This is a genomic window from Streptomyces carpinensis, from assembly GCF_002154505.1.
Classification (GTDB): Bacteria; Actinomycetota; Actinomycetes; order Streptomycetales; family Streptomycetaceae; genus Streptomyces; species Streptomyces carpinensis.
Genome location: NZ_MUBM01000103.1, coordinates 361 through 15,819, shown reverse-complemented (window position 1 = coordinate 15,819; position 15,459 = coordinate 361). Strand labels below are relative to the sequence as shown.

Here is a 15,459-nt window from a genome sequence, read left to right as displayed (position 1 = left end):
CTCCAGCCCCACAGGGGCGGACCGGGGGGCCCGCTCGACCGCTACGGGCAGATTCATCGCTTCATGTCACGATATAAGCCCATCTGCCGAATCGGCATGCGGTCCGATCACGGACGACCCGGACCGGCATGCGACCCGATCCGGCATGCGACCCGATCCGAGGGGCGCCAGGACGGCACGGGCGAGCTGACGGGTGGACGAAGGCGGGCACCGGCCTCTTGTCGTGGTCGTTCGCAGACGGTTCACTGATCACGCCTCACACCCCCCGCAGGAGAACACCCGTCCCACCCATCCGAAGGGTCTTCTCTTGATCGAGCGACGTGCCACCACCATGGCTCGCACCACCGCCGTCGTCGCGGCCGCCTGCGCCGCCGTGCTCGCGACGGCGCTGCCCTCGTCCGCGATCAACTCCTACAACGCGACGCCCGCGCCGGAGCGCACCGAGGTCGGCGCCCTCGTCGCCACCTGGGACGCCGACGGGAACCCGGCGACCCCGGACCGCGTCGACTGGGTCTGTTCCGGCACCATGATCGACAGGGACACCTTCCTGACCGCCGCCCACTGCACCACGGACTGGCCGGCGAATGTCAGGTTCTACGTGTCCCTGGACCAGAACGTCCAGGCCGGACTCGACGCCGCCGCCAAGAAGTACCCCGGCGATCCGGCCGCGCAGGCGGGTGCCGTCGGTGTCGAGGGCGTCGCCCACACCAACCCCGCCTACCCGGGCCCCGCCTCCGACCCGCACGACATCGCGGTGATCGATCTGCCCGCGCAGAAGATGAAGGCGCGCTGGACCTTCACGCCCGCCACGCTTCCAACCGCCGGCCAGTTCGACGCGCTCGGCCCGCAGGGGCTCAACGACACCGACTGGTTCGTCGCCGGGTACGGCACCCAGGAGGCCGTCAACGGGCCGGGCGGGCAGACCCATCCCGGCGGAGGCGTGCGCATGAAGGCGCCCCTGACCTTCGACGCCCTCAACAAGGCCTGGATCCGGCTGGCCATGACCGCACCGCAGGGCAACGGCGGTGCCTGCTACGGCGATTCGGGCGGCCCCAACTTCGCGGTCGTCGGCGGCAGGAACATCCTCGCCGCGACCACGATCACCGGTGACAGCCCCTGCTACGCCACCAACGTGGCCTACCGCCTCGACACCGCCGAGGCCCGCGCCTTCCTGTCCCCGTTCGTGAAGCTGCCCTGACGGTCCGGGCCGGCCGTGGCGTCGAGCGCCGTCACGGCCGGCCTACTCCACCTCGATGCCGTAGTCCCGAACGAGTGCCTCCAGGCCGCCCGGGTAGCCCTTGCCGCCCAGGACGAAGTCCCAGTCCCCGTTGGACCTTCGCCGGAACGAGCCGAGGACCAGGGCCGTCTCACCGGGCCGGCCGTCGGAGACCTCCAGCCGTCCCAGCTCGGCCGCCCCCGAGTCGAGCAGGCGGATGCACGCGTCCGTGAAACCGGAGAGATCGGCGTCCGGGTCGGCCTCGGGGTCGACGGCGGCCACGAGCACGAGCCGGTCGGCCGCGTCCGGCAGGCCGTCGAAGGAGACGGCCATCGCGGCCCGGTCGGGCGCGGCGGGTGAAAGAGCCCGCACCGCGCCGTCGGGCGTGCGCGGGTTGTTGAAGAAGACGAAGTGGTCGTCGCTGAGGACGCGGTTGCCACGGCAGACGAGCGCGCACACGTCCAGGGCGACGCTGCCGCTCCACGCCATGCCCAGGATGTTGTGGTCCTCGGTCAGGGGACTGTCCGAACCCGGCGGTTCCGGCGGCCCGGGCTGCGGGGCCGGCGCCGACGGCACCGGCTGGGCCGTGGTCCCACGGCCGGTCTCGCCCAGTCGGCCGCTCAGCCCATGGCGGTGCAGCAGGTCGACCAGTTCGGTGCCCGAGATCAGCTCCAGCGGCTTGCCGCGCGCGAAGGCGTGCGCGCCGGGGCCGAATCCCGAGGTCGTCACGAGGACGCCCTTGTTGGCACCGGCGTCCTGGACGGTCCCGTACAGGTCGCGCACGGCGGTGGGAGGCACCGTGTTGCGGTAGCGCTTCACCTGGACGACGATCTTGCCCCCTCGGATCGGCGCCGGATCCAGCGCGTCGACGTCGACGCCACCGTCGCCCGAGCGTTGGGTCGTCACCGCCTGCATCCCCATGGCGCGGAAGAGATCGGCGACGAGGTTCTCGAACTCGATCGGGTCCATGGCATACAGGTCCGGTTCGTCGTCGCCGCCGTGGGCGACGACCCGGTGGCCGACGTCGTGCGGCCGCCGGCTCGGCCGTACGGGTGTGAGCTGGTCCGGGCGAGCGGAGAGCTGCCCTCGCAGTCCGTCGGCCAGGCAGCTTCCGGCGTCCACCTGGGCCAGGTGCAGGTCGAGGAAGGTAGAGCGCGAAGCCATGACGGTGGCGAGGACGATGTGCCCCGGCCGTCCCGTCGTGGGGTCGTGCCCGTCCACGAACCCGTTCAGGACCACCGACTCGAGCGCTTCCGGCTCGTCCGCGGCGAACAGCTCGTGCAGCACGAGGAGCATGCACTGCGCGAGCACCTCCTTGTACAGGGCGCGGCGCCGGCTCACCGGACGGGCGGTCTCCTTGAGCTGATCGGCTCCGGAAAGGTACCGGACCGACTTGGCCTCGGGAACGATGCCGAAGCCGGGCAGCTCCCAGTCCACGACCAGTTGCAGAGCCGACGGGTCGTAGGCCGCCGCCACCTGCCGCGGGAATCCTTCGGGCCAGGCGGTGGAGGCGTAGAGAGCGGCGGTGAAGTACTCGACGACGGCCTCGGGATCCCGGCGCCGTACGCCTTCGGTGACCGCGACGACACCGGCGTTGTGCCGACGGATCTCGGCCAGTCGGGCGTCCGCCCACTGCTGGTACTCCCGCTGGTACGACACCAGCTGCTGCTGCCGCCGGGCCTCCGCCTCCTGGGCGGCCTGCCAGTCCTGGTCGAAGCGCGCCCGTGCCTCCGCCTGCGCCTGGGCCCGGCGGTTCGCGGTCCAGCCGCTCTGCGTCTGGTAGGCACGGAAGTCCGGCATCGGCACGGGCCGTGCGAACTCTCCCGGGTCGAAGGGCTCGACCTCCTCGGGGAGCAGGAGGGTGGACGCTCTGAAGGCCGGAGCCCCACAGCCCGAGGCGAGCAGCCCTTGCAGCGCGGCGACCTGGGCGTCCAGCTCCTCCGTGCGGCGCAGGGCCTCCGCCTGCCTGTACTCGCGGTGGCTCTGGGCCGCCTGCCGCTGGTAGGCGCGCGCCTGCTGGGCCTCCTGCCTTCGCTGCCTGGCCTCGGCCTCCCGCTGCCGCTGCTGCTGTCGTTGCATCTCGGCCCAGATGCCGACGAAGCCAGAAGAGCGACGACTCATGTACTGCAAGCCCTCCCCAGGACAGCGGCCGCGCGAGGGCGGCCTTGGTTGTCCCCACAACCAGTTGTCACGAGACGACTCTATCCAGCAATCGCTGTCGGATCCTCAGCCAGGCCGGCCGCGGAACGGGACGGCCGCGGAATGCCGGTGGCGCGCGTGTCTCCCGGCGCCGCACGGCCCGGAGAGCCAGTGGGTGGCTTTTTGGGAGGGGGTCTCGAGGTGACGTGTCTCGACGACTTCGCCGCTCGGTTCCGTCCGCACATCCGGGCGCAGCTCGACCGGGCGCGGCCGGCCGAGGTGCGGGCGGCCGAGGTGCGGGTGGGGGGCCGGCTGGAGACGCTCGACCGGGACGCGGGCAGGCGGCGCCTGGCGGAGCTTTCACCGTCTGGCACTCCGATCCCGAGGGCGCCGACAGCAGTAGGAGTGCTCCGGGGAGCCGCCCGCTGCGGGTGGAGACGACCGGCCGGGCGCTACCCAGCCGGCCCGCGGAGCGACGGCGTAGCATCACCGCGTTGACGCGTGCCTTCCCCTCGGGGTCCGGGCCCCTGCCGCTCACGCTGCCGGCGTACCGGGTGGACGGGGACCGTTGCGTCCTCCAGACATTTCCGACCCGCAGTACGTCACCCGGCCGCCGCTGGTTCCGGGAGCGTGACGCGGTGTCCTCGGCCGTGGTCAGCACGTGCCTGAGCAGAGGGTGCGTCCGCAGGCAGCGGCGCAGCGCCGCCTGCCCGTAGACGGTCTCGAGCTCCCCGTGCAGCGCGCCGAGGACAGCCCGGTGCCGTCCGCCGCGCAGCCGCTCCACCGTGCCGAGGAGCCGTAAGGCCGGCTCGCGGCCGACGTGCCCGATCACGTACGCGGCGGCCGGCCAGGAGACGTCGGCGAGGCTCACGTCCGGTCCCCGGATGGTCTGCGCGGCGTCGCCGAGGGCCAGACCGAGGTCCCACGGGTGCCGGGCGTGCCGGACGCCGTTCAGGGACGCCGCCCACTGATGCCGGCTGCGGACGCCGGCCAGTGAGCCCGGCCAGGGGCGGCCGCGGCGCCCGTGGGCGTCAGATCGTCGCCGCGTCGATGACGAACCGGTAGCGGACGTCGCTGGCGACGACCCGCTCGTACGCCTCGTTGATCTGGTCCGCGCCGATCAGCTCGATCTCGGCGCCGATGCCGTGCTCGGCGCAGAAGTCCAGCATCTCCTGGGTCTCGCGGATGCCGCCGATGTTGGAGCTGGTCAGGTTGCGGCGGTTGCCGAACAGGCCGGACAGCGGGATCTGGACCGGCTCCTCGGGCAGGCCCACGTTCACCATCGCGCCGTTCGTGCGCAGCAGGGACAGGAACGCCGGGAAGTCCAGCGGGGCCGAGACCGTGTTGAGGATCAGGTCGAAGGTGCCCGCCAGCTTCTCGAAGGTCGTCGGGTCGCTGGTGGCGTGGTAGTGGTCGGCGCCCAGGCGCAGGCCGTCGTCCTGCTTGCGCAGGGACTGGGACAGGACCGTCACCTCCGCGCCGAGCGCGTGCGCGATCTTGACGCCCATGTGGCCGAGACCGCCGAAGCCGACGACCGCTACCTTCTTGCCCGGGCCGGTGTTCCAGTGGCGCAGCGGGGAGTACGTGGTGATGCCGGCGCACAGCAGCGGGGCGGCCACGTCCAGGGACAGGCCGTCGGGGATGCGGACGACGTAGTTCTCGTCGACGACGATCTTCTCGGAGTAGCCGCCGTAGGTCGGCTCGCCGTCCTTGCCGACGGCGTTGTACGTCCAGGTCGGCCTCTTGGCGCAGTACTGCTCCAGGCCGTCCTTGCAGTTGTCGCACTCGCGGCAGGAGTCGACCATGCAGCCGACGCCCACGCGGTCGCCGACGGCAAACCCGGTGACGCCGGGGCCGACCTCGGAGACGACGCCGGCGATCTCGTGGCCGGGGACCATCGGGAAGATCGCCTCTCCCCAGCCCTCCCTTGCCTGGTGGATGTCGGAGTGGCAGATGCCGGCGAACTTGATGTCGATCAGCACGTCGAACTCGCCGACGGCACGGCGCTCGATGGTGGTGCGCTCCAGCGGAGCCTTGGCGGCCGGTGCGGCGTACGCGGCGACGGTGGTCATGACGAGGGTTCTCCTAGCGGTTGTCGCACCCGGCCGCCTTCTGGCCGGGCACGTTCTCCACAGTGCCTCGCCTGTGGGCGTTCACCCAGGTCACGGCTCTGCCTACGTTCGCGGTTCCTACTACTGGCGGGGTCAGGCTGCCGTACGTACGACCACGGATACTGGACGTATGGACGAAATGGCCCACCTCACGCCGGGCACCCGGCCGGGGACCGTGCCCGGCACCGCACCGGCGACCTCGACGGAGGCCCGTGCCGGTCTGGACCGGCGGGCCGAGCTCAGCGAGTTCCTGCGCACCCGCCGCGCCCGGCTCCAGCCGGAGGACGTCGGGCTGCCGCACTACGGCCGCCACCGCCGGGTGCCGGGCCTGCGCCGGGAGGAGCTGGCCCAGCTGGCCGGTGTGTCGGTGGCGTACTACACACGCCTGGAACAGGGCAACGGGCGCAACGTCTCGGCGGAGGTCCTCGACTCCATCGCCCGCGCGCTGCGCCTCACCGACGCCGAGCACGCCCACCTGACCCATCTGGCCAAGCCCAAGCACAAGAAGAAGCAGACCGTGCGGACCCAGCAGGTGCGTTCCTCGCTGCGCCAGCTGCTGGACACGATGGACGGGGTCCCGGCGTACGTCGTCGGGCGGCGCTCGGAGCTGCTGGCGTGGAACCGGATGGCGGCGGCGGTCTTCGGCGACTGGTCCGAGCTGTCGGCACTGGAGCGCAACTGGGCGCGGATGGTCTTCCTCAAGCCCGAGTACCGGGATCTGTACCTGGACTGGGAGCAGAAGGCGATCGACGTGGTGTGCGGGCTGCGCATGGAGGCCGGCTGCTATCCGGAGGACCCACGGCTGTCCGCGCTGGTCGGCGAACTGTCCGTCAAGAGCGAGGATTTCAGGCGCCTGTGGGCCGCCCACGAGGTCAAGGAGAAGAGCCACGGCGTCAAGCGCCTGCGCCATCCCCTGGTCGGCGAACTGGCCCTGCAGTACGAGTCGTTCAAGCTCGCGGACGACGCCGACCAGTCCATGGTCGTCTACCACGCCGAGCCGGGCTCCCCGTCGGCGGAGGCGTTGCGCCTGCTGGCCAGCTGGGGCACGGACGCCACCCGGGCGGGCACCGGAAGCTAGGGTCGATTGACCGAATGCCCCGGCGGGCGGCGTTCGCACCGTCGCGAACGCCGCCCGCGGGGCGCCGGCTTTCTCGGCGTGGGATCACGCCTGCGGGTTGTCCTTGACGGTGATGCGGCCCTTGCGGATGGTCGCCAGGCGCGGGGCCTTCTTCGCGAGGGTGGAGTCGTGGGTGACCATGACGAAGGTCAGCCCGTGCTCCTTCCACATGCGTTCGAGCACGTCCATGATCTCGTCGCGGGTCGACTCGTCCAGGTTGCCGGTGGGCTCGTCGGCGAGCAGCACCTTGGGCTGCTTGACCAGGGCGCGGGCGATGGCGACGCGCTGCTGCTGGCCGCCGGACATCTCGCCGGGCAGGTGGCCGAGCCGTTCGCCGAGGCCGACCGACTTCAGCGCCTCGGCGGCCCGTTCGCGCCGGTCCTTCGCCTTGATCCCGAGGGGTACGAGGGCGGTCTCCACGTTCTCCTGCGCGGTCAGCGTCGGTATGAGGTTGAAGGACTGGAAGACGAAGCCGATGTTCTCGCTGCGCACCCTGGTGAGCCTGGCCTCGGGCAGCCGGGCCATGTCGGTGCCGTCCAGCACGACCTCGCCGGAGGTGGGCCGGTCCAGGCCGCCGAGCATCTGCAGCAGTGTGGACTTGCCGCCGCCGGTGGGGCCCTGGATGACCAGCCGGTCGCCGTCGGGGACGGTCAGGTCGACGCCGTCGAGGGCGAGGACGGTCTCCTTGCCGCGGGTGTAGCGCTTGGTGACGCCGGTGAGTTCGTACATGGTGCTCTCCTGGGGTGCGTGACGGGGTGGGGCGGCGCGGGTGTCACTCGACGCGGCGCAGCGCGTCCGCCGGCCGCAGCCGGGAGGCCCGCCAGCCGCCGAACCCGCCCGCGATCAGGCCACCGGCCACGGCGAGGCCGACCGCCACGGCGATGGTGGTGAGGCTGACCGGTGCGGTGAGCGCGACCTCCAGGGACTTCGCGGCCTGCCGGCCGGGGCCGCCGAAGCCCCCGCCCCCACCGAAGCCGCCGCCGCCGCCGAAGCCTCCGCCGGCACGGTCCGCCGCGCCGGCGGAGGTGCCGAGCTGCGCCTGCAGGGTCGGGCTGACCGCCGTCACCGCGTAGGCGCCCGCCAGGCCGAGCGCGATACCGAGGGCGCCGCCGACGAGCCCGTTGACGACGGCCTCGCCGACCACCTGCCGGGTGACCCGGCCCGACCTCCAGCCCAGCGCCTTCAGCGTGCCGAACTCGCGGACCCGGCGGGAGACCGCCGAGGAGGTCAGCAGCCCGGCGACCAGGAACGCGGCCACGAGCACCGCGATCGACAGCCACTTGCCCACGTTGGTGGCGAGACCGGAGGCGGTGGACAGCGAGCCGGAGACGGTGTTCGCCAGGTCGGCGGACGTGGTGACGGTGGTCCCCGAGACGTTCTTCTGGATGGCGCTCTTGACGGAGTCGATCTGCTGGGAGTCGGTCGCCTTGACAAAGACCGTGGTGACCTTGTCCTTGTTGTCGCTGATGGTCTGCGCCTGCTTCAGCGGCATGTAGAGGTTGGCCGCCGCGTCGCCGCTGTCGGCGGTCGCGATGCCGATCACCTCGTACTTCACGTTCTTGACGGTGACCGTGCTGCCGACCTTGAGTTCCTTCTCCTTGGCGTACGCCGAGTCGGCGACGACGACCTTCGCGTCGGTCTCGGTGGTCTTGAAGGTACGGCCGCTGGTGATCTTCGAGGAGGTCAGCGGGCCGAGCGCCGGCTGGGTGACGTCGGTGCCGTAGACCGAGTACTGGTTGACGTCGAAGTCGGCGCCACCGCCGGTGACCTTGCCCTGCGGCGACTGCTGGGCGTTCGGGCGCCCGAACTGCCCGGCACCGCCCTCCTGCTGGAACTTGCCGCGGGTGAACTGGCCGCTGACCTTCACCACCCGCAGGCTCAGCCCGCCGACGGCGGACGAGACGCCGTTCTGGGAGCCGACCTTGGTGACCGTCGAGGAGGGCAGGGTGGTGAAGCCCTGCGCCATGACCAGATCGTTGCTCTGCGTCGAGTTGTCGTCGTCGCCCTTGGCGTCGAACTTGAAGCGCGGCCGCTGCGCACTGTCGCCGGTCGGGCTCGCCGCCTTCGTGACGGTCATGTCCGTGCCCAGGCCGTACAGCGACTGCAGGACCTTGTCCTGCGCCTTGCCCATGCCGTTGGACACGGAGTTGACCACGATGACCAGCGCGATGCCCAACGCGAGGCCGGAGGCGACGACGAGGGCCGCCTTTCTGCGGCGGCGCAACTCGCGCCTCAGGTAGGTGAAGAACATGCGCCGCAAAGTAGGGACGCACCGTGATGAAGGGATAAGGCCCGCATCAGAGAACCATGAGAAGAGAGCCTCCGAGGGGCGCTGTCTGCGCCCGGGGAGGCTTCGCCACCGCCGCGACGCGCACGCCGCCGCGCCCGGAGACGACCGATGCCGCCCCGGAGGGCGGCATCGGCGGTGGGTTGACGGTGGATCAGGCGGCGGAGCCGGCCGTCCACTGCGCCCAGCTCATGTTCCAGCCGTTGAGGCCGTTGTCGGGCTGGACGGTCTTGTCACCGGTGTTCTGCACGACCACGACGTCACCGATCAGCGAGTGGTTGTAGAACCACGCGCCCGGCGTGCTCGGGTCGTTCGCGCCCTTCGCGTCCTGCAGGCCCACACAGCCGTGGCTGGTGTTGACGTTGCCGAAGACGCCCGGCCCGCCCCAGTAGTTGCCGTGGATGAAGGTGCCGGAGCTGGTCAGGCGCATGGCGTGCGGCACGTCCTTGATGTCGTACTCGCCCTTGCCGTCGGAGTCCTTGAAGCCGACCGTCGCGCCGTTCATCCGGGTCTGCTGGAACTTCTCCGAGATCACCATCCGGCCCTCGTAGGTGGTGTGCTCGGGGGAACCGGCGGAGATCGGGATGGTCTTGATGGTCCTGCCGTCCTGCGTGACCTTCATCTGCTTGGTCTTCGCGTCGACGTAGGAGACCTGGTTGCGGCCGATGTGGAAGGTGACCGTCTTCTGCTGGACGCCGTAGACACCCGGGGCGCCCTGGACCCCGTCGAGGGCCAACTTCAGCGTGACGGTGGAGTTCTCCTTCCAGTACTGCTCGGGCCGGAAGTCCAGGCGGTTGGCGCCGAACCAGTGGCCGACGACCTGCTGGCCGCTGGAGGAGGTGACCGTGATGCCCTTCTGGACGGCCGCCTTGTTGGTGATCGCCTTGTCGAAGTTGATCGACACCGGCATGCCCACACCGACCGTGGTGCCGTTGTCCGGCGTGAAGGAACCGATGAAGCTGTGCGCCGGGGCGACGGTGGTGAAGGAGGCGTTCTCGTGGGCGGCGCGGCCCTTGGCGTCCGTGGCGGTCGCGGAGACCTTGTAGGTGGTGGCGCGCTCGAGCTGGCCGCTGGGCTTCCAGCTCGTCTTGTCGGCCGATATCCCGCCCGGGACCGCCTTGCCGTCGGCCGTGGTCATGGTGACGGCGGTCAGCGTGCCCTTGGCCACGGTGACGGCGGCGGAGTTGTTGATGGAGGCGTTGTCGGAGCCGTCCGCCGGCGTGATCTTGATCTGGGCTTCCGACGACTCCTGCGCCGCCGCCTTGTCGGCCTTGGCCTGGGAGGTGTCGCCGCCCTTCCCGTCGGCCGCCTTGCCGCCGCCGGAACAGGCCGAGAGCACCAGTACACCACCGAGCAGTGCGGACGAGGCCAACAGGGCCTTGCGCCGCTTACTGTTCGTCATCAAACGCTTCTCCATCGCTACGAAAACCCCGAGACCCCACGCGTCCCCCGTCACGAATCATCAACGCTAAGACCGTTTCGTCCGGTTCCCCAGGCCGCACAGATGTGGGCCTCACCACGTCCGCCGGGGGCGGTCGGGTGGGTGGATGCCGAGTGGTGCGCGTGCCGGTCGCCATCATCCTCGCCGGGCCCCCGGTACCGCGAACCGGGGGTGGTACCGGCCCCGTCGGCGGGCCCGGTGCCGGCCCTGTGCTGGTCGGGCCACGATCCGGAGCCGCCCGGCCGCCGGCCCGCCGGCCGGCGGGATGCCGGTCCGGGCGTCCGCCACGGCTCCGCCGCCACCCGTTCCCCGATCAGTACGAACGGATCCGCCGATTCCACGAGACTGCCGCTGTGTCTTCCGTCACACGGCCTCGGCGCCTCCCGCCGATCTCCCGTTTTCCTGTCCTGCGTTGCCCTTCGTCCGCATGTCCAGTCACACGCTGCCCGGAGACACAAACCTCCCGTGACTTTCCTGTGACCCGCGATTTTCACTAACATCAGCCCACACGGCCAATTCGCCAGCGCCACAAGGGGATCGATATTCCGTGTCATCCGCTCGCCGCACGTTGCTGACCGCCACCGCCGCGGGCACCCTGCTGGGCGCCCTGTGGTTCGTCCCCTCCGCGAACGCGACGGACGCGCCGGCGAGAGCGGCGGTGACCGCGGTGGAGTCGACGGCACACGTCGGGGAGCAGGGGCGGGACGCCTCGACGTCCGTGGCGGCGCGGGCGGTCACGGCCGGGCAACGGTCCGGCGCCGGGTCGGCGCCCCGGGACGGGGTGGCCGCCCAGGCCGGTTCCTCGTCCGAGGGCGGCACGGAACTCGCCGACACCGGAAGCGTCGACACCACTCCCTACGTCGTCGGCGGCACGCTCTTCCTCGCCGTCGGCGCGGGCTTCGTCGTGTACTCGGTACGCCGGGAACGCCTCGGCCTCTGACGTTCCCGGCGCTCCTTCGCCCCTACTGCAGCGGGCCGGTGACGGTCTCGGCCGCGGCGAGGAGGCGGCCGTCGCGCACGAAGGCGTCGGCGGCGGCGAGGTCCGGGGCCAGGAAGCGGTCCGGGCCGGGCCCGCCCACGCCCGCCTCGCGAGCCGCGCCGATGACCGCCCGGCTCGCGGGAGCCGGGATCAGACCGTCGCGCAGCTCGATGGCGCGCGTGGCGGCGTACAGCTCGACCGCGATGATCCGGGTCAGGTTGTCGACGGCCGTGCGCAGCTTGCGCGCCGCCGACCAGCCCATGGAGACGTGGTCCTCCTGCATGGCGGAGGACGGGATGGAGTCAGCGGACGCCGGTACGGCGAGCCGCTTCATCTCGCTGACCAGCGCGGCCTGCGTGTACTGAGCGATCATCAGGCCGGAGTCCACGCCGGCGTCGTCGGCGAGGAACGGCGGCAGGCCGTGGCTGCGGTTCTTGTCGAGCAGCCGGTCGGTGCGACGCTCGGCGATGGAGCCGAGGTCGGCGGCCGCGATGGCGAGGAAGTCCAGGACGTAGGCGACCGGGGCGCCGTGGAAGTTGCCGTTGGACTCCACCCGGCCGTCGGGCAGCACGACCGGATTGTCGACGGCGGAGGCGAGTTCACGATCGGCGACCAGGCGGGCGTGCGCCATGGTGTCCCGGCCGGCGCCCGCCACCTGGGGGGCACAGCGCACGGAGTAGGCGTCCTGGACGCGCGGGGCGTCGTCCTGGTGGTGGCCGGTGAGACCCGAACCCTTCAGAACGGCCAGCATGTTGGCGGCGCTGGCGCCCTGGCCGGGGTGCGGGCGGATGGCGTGCAGCTCGGGGGCCAGGACCTTGTCCGTGCCGAGGAGCGCCTCCAGGCTGAGGGCGGCGGTGATGTCGGCGGACTTGTAGAGGGTGTCGAGGTCGGCGAGGGCCATGACCAGCATGCCGAGCATGCCGTCGGTGCCGTTGAGCAGGGCCAGGCCCTCCTTCTCGCGCAGCTCGACGGGCTGGATGCCGTGCTCGGCGAGGAGTTCGGCCGCCGGGCGGACGGTCCCGTCCGGGCCCTCGGCGTCGCCCTCGCCCATGAGTGTGAGGGCGCAGTGCGACAGCGGGGCCAGGTCGCCGGAGCAGCCGAGGGAGCCGTACTCGTGCACGACCGGGGTGATCGAGGCGTTCAGGACGTCGGCCATGGTCTGCGCGACCTCGGGGCGCACGCCGGTGCGGCCGGAGCAGACGGTCTTCAGCCGCAGGAACATCAGGGCCCGTACGACCTCGCGCTCCACCCTCGGGCCCATGCCGGCGGCGTGCGAGCGGACGATGTTGCGCTGCAGCCGGGTGCGCAGGTCCTGGCTGATGTGCCGGGTCGCCAGGGCACCGAAACCGGTACTGACGCCGTAGACGGGATCGGGCTTGGCCGCCAGTGCCTCCACGGTCTCCCGGGCCGCCGCGAGGGCCGCCACCGCCTCCCCGGAGAGCTCGACCCGTGCGCCGCCGCGCGCCACGGCGAGAACGTCGGACGCGGTGACACCGGACGTCCCCACCACCACAGTGTGCATATCCATATTCAGGAGCGTACGCAGTGAATGCGAAGATGTCACTAGTGGGTGACGGGTGCGCCCCCCCTTACCTCCCGGGTGACCCGCGCCACGGCCCCACGCACATCACGTCCGGCGCCCTTGCGGCCCTCACGCCCGGCGCCGGACGCATCGGGCACCTCACGCCCGGCGGCCACGGAAGCGGCGCCGTTCGGCCCGACCCTGCGGCGCGGGAGACGGCTCGTCGGCGAGGCGGACCACCGGATCCTCGGGTCCCTCCCGGCCGGCGACCACCGGCCGCTCGGCGCGCAGCGCCTTCGCCCGGTACTGCGCGGCGTCGGCGAGCCGGAACAGCCGCCGGGCCGACCGCACCGGCCCGATCGCGTCCTCGGTCGACGCCACCCCGCAGGCGACGCCCTCCCCCAGCTCCAGCTCGGCGGCGCGCCGGCACAGCTCGTCGGCCGCCTTGACCACCTCGTCCGCGGACGACCCCACCGCGAGCAGACAGAACTCGTCACCGCCCAGGCGTGCCGCGAGGGCGCCGGGCACCATCGCCCCGCACAGCGACAGCACGGACCCGAACCGCTCCAGCAGCCGGTCGCCGACGGCGTGGCCGAGGGTGTCGTTGACCCGCTTGAGGCCGTTGAGGTCGCAGACGACGAGGCTGACGACCGTCCCGTCCTCGCGGTGCCGCTCGATCGCCTCCTCCAGCCGGACGTCGACGGCACGGCGGTTGGCCAGCCCGGTGAGCGCGTCGGTGAACGCCAGCCTGCGGGCCTCCTCCAGCCGCTCGGTCTGCGCGAGGCCCGCGGCCACCACGGCGGCGAGCACCGTGGCGAAGTCGGAGTCGGCCCGGTCGAAGAAGGGGTCGCCGGACGAGCGGGCGACGTACAGCTCGCCCCAGGCGCGTCCGTGCTGCACGATCGGCGCGACCACGCAGCAGCCGCGACCGCGCCGGCGCAGGGCCGCGACCCGCTGGTGGCAGTAGCCGGACCGGCCGGCCGCGGACCCCTCGGCGGTCTCCACCCAGGCGTCGGGCTCACCGCCGGAAGCCCACCGCTCGTGCAGGAACTCGGTGATCTCCGGGAACTGGTGCACGGGGTAGGTCTCATCCTCGGGGAACTCCTCCTCCTCGGGCGCGCGATCCCCCACGTTCACCAGGACCCGCAGCCGACCACGCTCGCGCTCCCACACCGACAGCGCGGCGAAACTCCCCTCCAGCGCCCGGCAGGCACCGAGCGCCGCCGCCCGCCACGACTCACGCGGAGTGTGCGCCGCGGCCATCCCCTGCGCCAACGCCACGACGGCGGCCAGCCGCCTGTTCTCGCCCATTACCCCAGGCTAGGGATGTTTTGCGCATTCCGGGACATTGATGCATCTGTCGGTGGGCCGCATCCATCGATGCCCGCGGGGGGACACGGCCGGCGCAGCCGCCGGCCGCCGCGAGTCGTCGTCACTCACCCGGCCAGCGCGGTGCGCGCTTCTCGTTGAAGGCGGCCACGCCCTCCGCCCGGTCCGCCGAGAACGCCACCGCACGCCATGCCGCGTCCTCCACCTCGAGTCCGGCCCGCAGATCCAGCCCGTGCCCGAGGCGCAGCGCGCGCTTGGCCGCGCGCAGACCGACCGGCGAGTTCGCGGCCATCCGGGCGGCCAGCTCCAGGGCCTCCGCCCGGTCCCGGCCCTCGTCCACCAACTGGTCCACGAGCCCCAGCTCGTGCGCCTCGGCGGCCTCCAGGCGGCGCGCCGTGAAGATCAGCTCGGCCGCCCGCGCGGCACCCACCCGGCGGGGCAGCAGCTGCGTCCCGCCGCCGCCGGGGATCACTCCGACGGACACCTCCGGCAGCCCCACCACGGCCGTACGGTCGGCCACGATCACGTCGCAGGACAGCGCCAGCTCGAAGCCCCCGCCGAGCGCGAACCCGTGCACGGCGGCGATCGTCGGCATCGGCAGCTCCAGTACGCCGGTGTACGCCCCGCGCGCGACCGGCCGCTGCTTCACCAGGTCGGCGTCGCTGAAGGAGTTCCGCTCCTTCAGGTCGGCCCCGACGCAGAACGCCCGCTCGTGCGACGAGGACACGACGACGACGCGCACGTCCCGGTCGGCGGCGAGCGCGGCGCAGGCCCCGGCGATCGAGCGGGCCATGTCCGTCGACACGGCGTTCATGGCCTTGGGCCGGTCGAGGACGAGCTCCGCGACGTGGTCGTGCCGCCGCACCAGCACGAACTCCCCGAACCGCTCCTCGCTCATGACACCCTCCGGTTAACGCGGGTTAACAACGTCCGCACCGATCATCGCAGCCGCGCCTCCGTAGGGAAAGGGGGTCGGTGTCCAGGGCCAGCCCCCCGTTCGGGTGATTTCCCGCCCAACTCGCGCGAACTCCGGCGCGCCACCGCATAACGTGCGTCCGCCACGGCGCACAGGGGGCGCGCACCGGGAGGACGGCGATGACGAAGGACACGACCTCAGTTCCACAGGGCGGCACGGGCATAGAGGCGACCCCCGTTCAGCAGGACGACCCAGGCCCGCAGGACGGCACGGACACCGGCACCGCTCCAGGCCCCGCTCGGGAGGGCGCCGCACGGGACGACGCAGACACCGGCACAGGTGCCGACCCGCAGGACGGCACGGACACCGGCGCAGGTGCCCGCCCGCAGGACGGCACGGACA

12 protein-coding genes are annotated in these 15,459 nt (G+C 72.0%); 3 read left to right on the top strand and 9 right to left on the bottom strand.

Annotated features, from left to right (window positions below):
• Positions 1-307: 307 nt before the first annotated feature.
• Entirely contained in the window at positions 308-1,198 is an 891-nt protein-coding gene (locus BZY54_RS15630) for a trypsin-like serine protease (protein WP_244217181.1), read from the top strand.
• A 42-nt stretch (positions 1,199-1,240) separates the two neighbouring features.
• Here BZY54_RS15630 and BZY54_RS15625 read toward each other — a convergent pair whose 3' ends face one another.
• Together BZY54_RS15625 and BZY54_RS15620 are read right to left on the bottom strand one after the other, a co-directional pair.
• Positions 1,241-3,337: a restriction endonuclease gene (locus BZY54_RS15625; RefSeq protein ID WP_208640669.1), complete on the bottom strand. Its 2,097-nt coding sequence runs from the start codon at positions 3,335-3,337 to the stop codon at positions 1,241-1,243.
• A 1,049-nt stretch (positions 3,338-4,386) separates the two neighbouring features.
• Entirely contained in the window at positions 4,387-5,427 is a 1,041-nt protein-coding gene (locus tag BZY54_RS15620) for an NAD(P)-dependent alcohol dehydrogenase (protein WP_086725799.1), read from the bottom strand.
• Between the two features lie 169 nt (positions 5,428-5,596).
• On the opposite strand from BZY54_RS15620, the gene BZY54_RS15615 reads away from it, so the two are divergent.
• Positions 5,597-6,544, top strand: coding sequence for a helix-turn-helix transcriptional regulator (locus BZY54_RS15615; RefSeq protein WP_086725798.1), 948 nt, complete (start codon positions 5,597-5,599; stop codon positions 6,542-6,544).
• A gap of 84 nt (positions 6,545-6,628) precedes the next feature.
• Here the strand turns inward: BZY54_RS15615 and BZY54_RS15610 are convergent, their stop codons facing one another.
• From BZY54_RS15610 to BZY54_RS15600, 3 genes are all read right to left on the bottom strand, one after another.
• Positions 6,629-7,312, bottom strand: coding sequence for an ABC transporter ATP-binding protein (locus tag BZY54_RS15610; RefSeq protein WP_086725797.1), 684 nt, complete (start codon positions 7,310-7,312; stop codon positions 6,629-6,631).
• Between the two features lie 43 nt (positions 7,313-7,355).
• Positions 7,356-8,834, bottom strand: coding sequence for an ABC transporter permease (locus tag BZY54_RS15605; protein WP_086725796.1), 1,479 nt, complete (start codon positions 8,832-8,834; stop codon positions 7,356-7,358).
• A 190-nt stretch (positions 8,835-9,024) separates the two neighbouring features.
• Positions 9,025-10,287 (bottom strand): L,D-transpeptidase, encoded by a 1,263-nt coding sequence (locus BZY54_RS15600; RefSeq protein ID WP_208640668.1) that lies wholly within the window; start codon positions 10,285-10,287, stop codon positions 9,025-9,027.
• 571 nt (positions 10,288-10,858) lie between these two features.
• On the opposite strand from BZY54_RS15600, the gene BZY54_RS15595 reads away from it, so the two are divergent.
• Entirely contained in the window at positions 10,859-11,251 is a 393-nt protein-coding gene (locus tag BZY54_RS15595; protein WP_086725794.1) for a cell wall protein, read from the top strand.
• A 22-nt stretch (positions 11,252-11,273) separates the two neighbouring features.
• Here BZY54_RS15595 and hutH read toward each other — a convergent pair whose 3' ends face one another.
• The 4 genes from hutH to BZY54_RS50885 all read right to left on the bottom strand — a co-directional run.
• On the bottom strand, positions 11,274-12,812 hold the full coding sequence (hutH, locus tag BZY54_RS15590; RefSeq protein ID WP_086725793.1) for a histidine ammonia-lyase: 1,539 nt from the start codon (positions 12,810-12,812) through the stop codon (positions 11,274-11,276).
• Positions 12,813-12,971: 159 nt separating this feature from the next.
• Entirely contained in the window at positions 12,972-14,123 is a 1,152-nt protein-coding gene (locus BZY54_RS15585; protein ID WP_086725792.1) for a GGDEF domain-containing protein, read from the bottom strand.
• Positions 14,124-14,244: 121 nt separating this feature from the next.
• Positions 14,245-15,039, bottom strand: a complete 795-nt coding sequence (locus BZY54_RS15580) for an enoyl-CoA hydratase/isomerase family protein (protein WP_086725791.1) — start codon at positions 15,037-15,039, stop codon at positions 14,245-14,247.
• 215 nt (positions 15,040-15,254) lie between these two features.
• Positions 15,255-15,459 (bottom strand): hypothetical protein (locus BZY54_RS50885; RefSeq protein ID WP_158103872.1); only part of this gene is annotated, 205 nt, incomplete at its 5' end.

Coding starts and splice junctions, on each gene's coding strand:
- BZY54_RS15615 (WP_086725798.1), top strand. CDS start 5,597: ATGGACGAAATGGCCCACCTCACGCCGGGCACCCGGCCGGGGACCGTG.
- BZY54_RS15580 (WP_086725791.1), bottom strand. CDS start 15,039: ATGAGCGAGGAGCGGTTCGGGGAGTTCGTGCTGGTGCGGCGGCACGAC.
- BZY54_RS15585 (WP_086725792.1), bottom strand. CDS start 14,123: ATGGGCGAGAACAGGCGGCTGGCCGCCGTCGTGGCGTTGGCGCAGGGG.
- hutH (WP_086725793.1), bottom strand. CDS start 12,812: ATGCACACTGTGGTGGTGGGGACGTCCGGTGTCACCGCGTCCGACGTT.
- BZY54_RS15610 (WP_086725797.1), bottom strand. CDS start 7,312: ATGTACGAACTCACCGGCGTCACCAAGCGCTACACCCGCGGCAAGGAG.
- BZY54_RS15600 (WP_208640668.1), bottom strand. CDS start 10,287: ATGGAGAAGCGTTTGATGACGAACAGTAAGCGGCGCAAGGCCCTGTTG.
- BZY54_RS15620 (WP_086725799.1), bottom strand. CDS start 5,427: ATGACCACCGTCGCCGCGTACGCCGCACCGGCCGCCAAGGCTCCGCTG.
- BZY54_RS15625 (WP_208640669.1), bottom strand. CDS start 3,337: ATGAGTCGTCGCTCTTCTGGCTTCGTCGGCATCTGGGCCGAGATGCAA.
- BZY54_RS15605 (WP_086725796.1), bottom strand. CDS start 8,834: ATGTTCTTCACCTACCTGAGGCGCGAGTTGCGCCGCCGCAGAAAGGCG.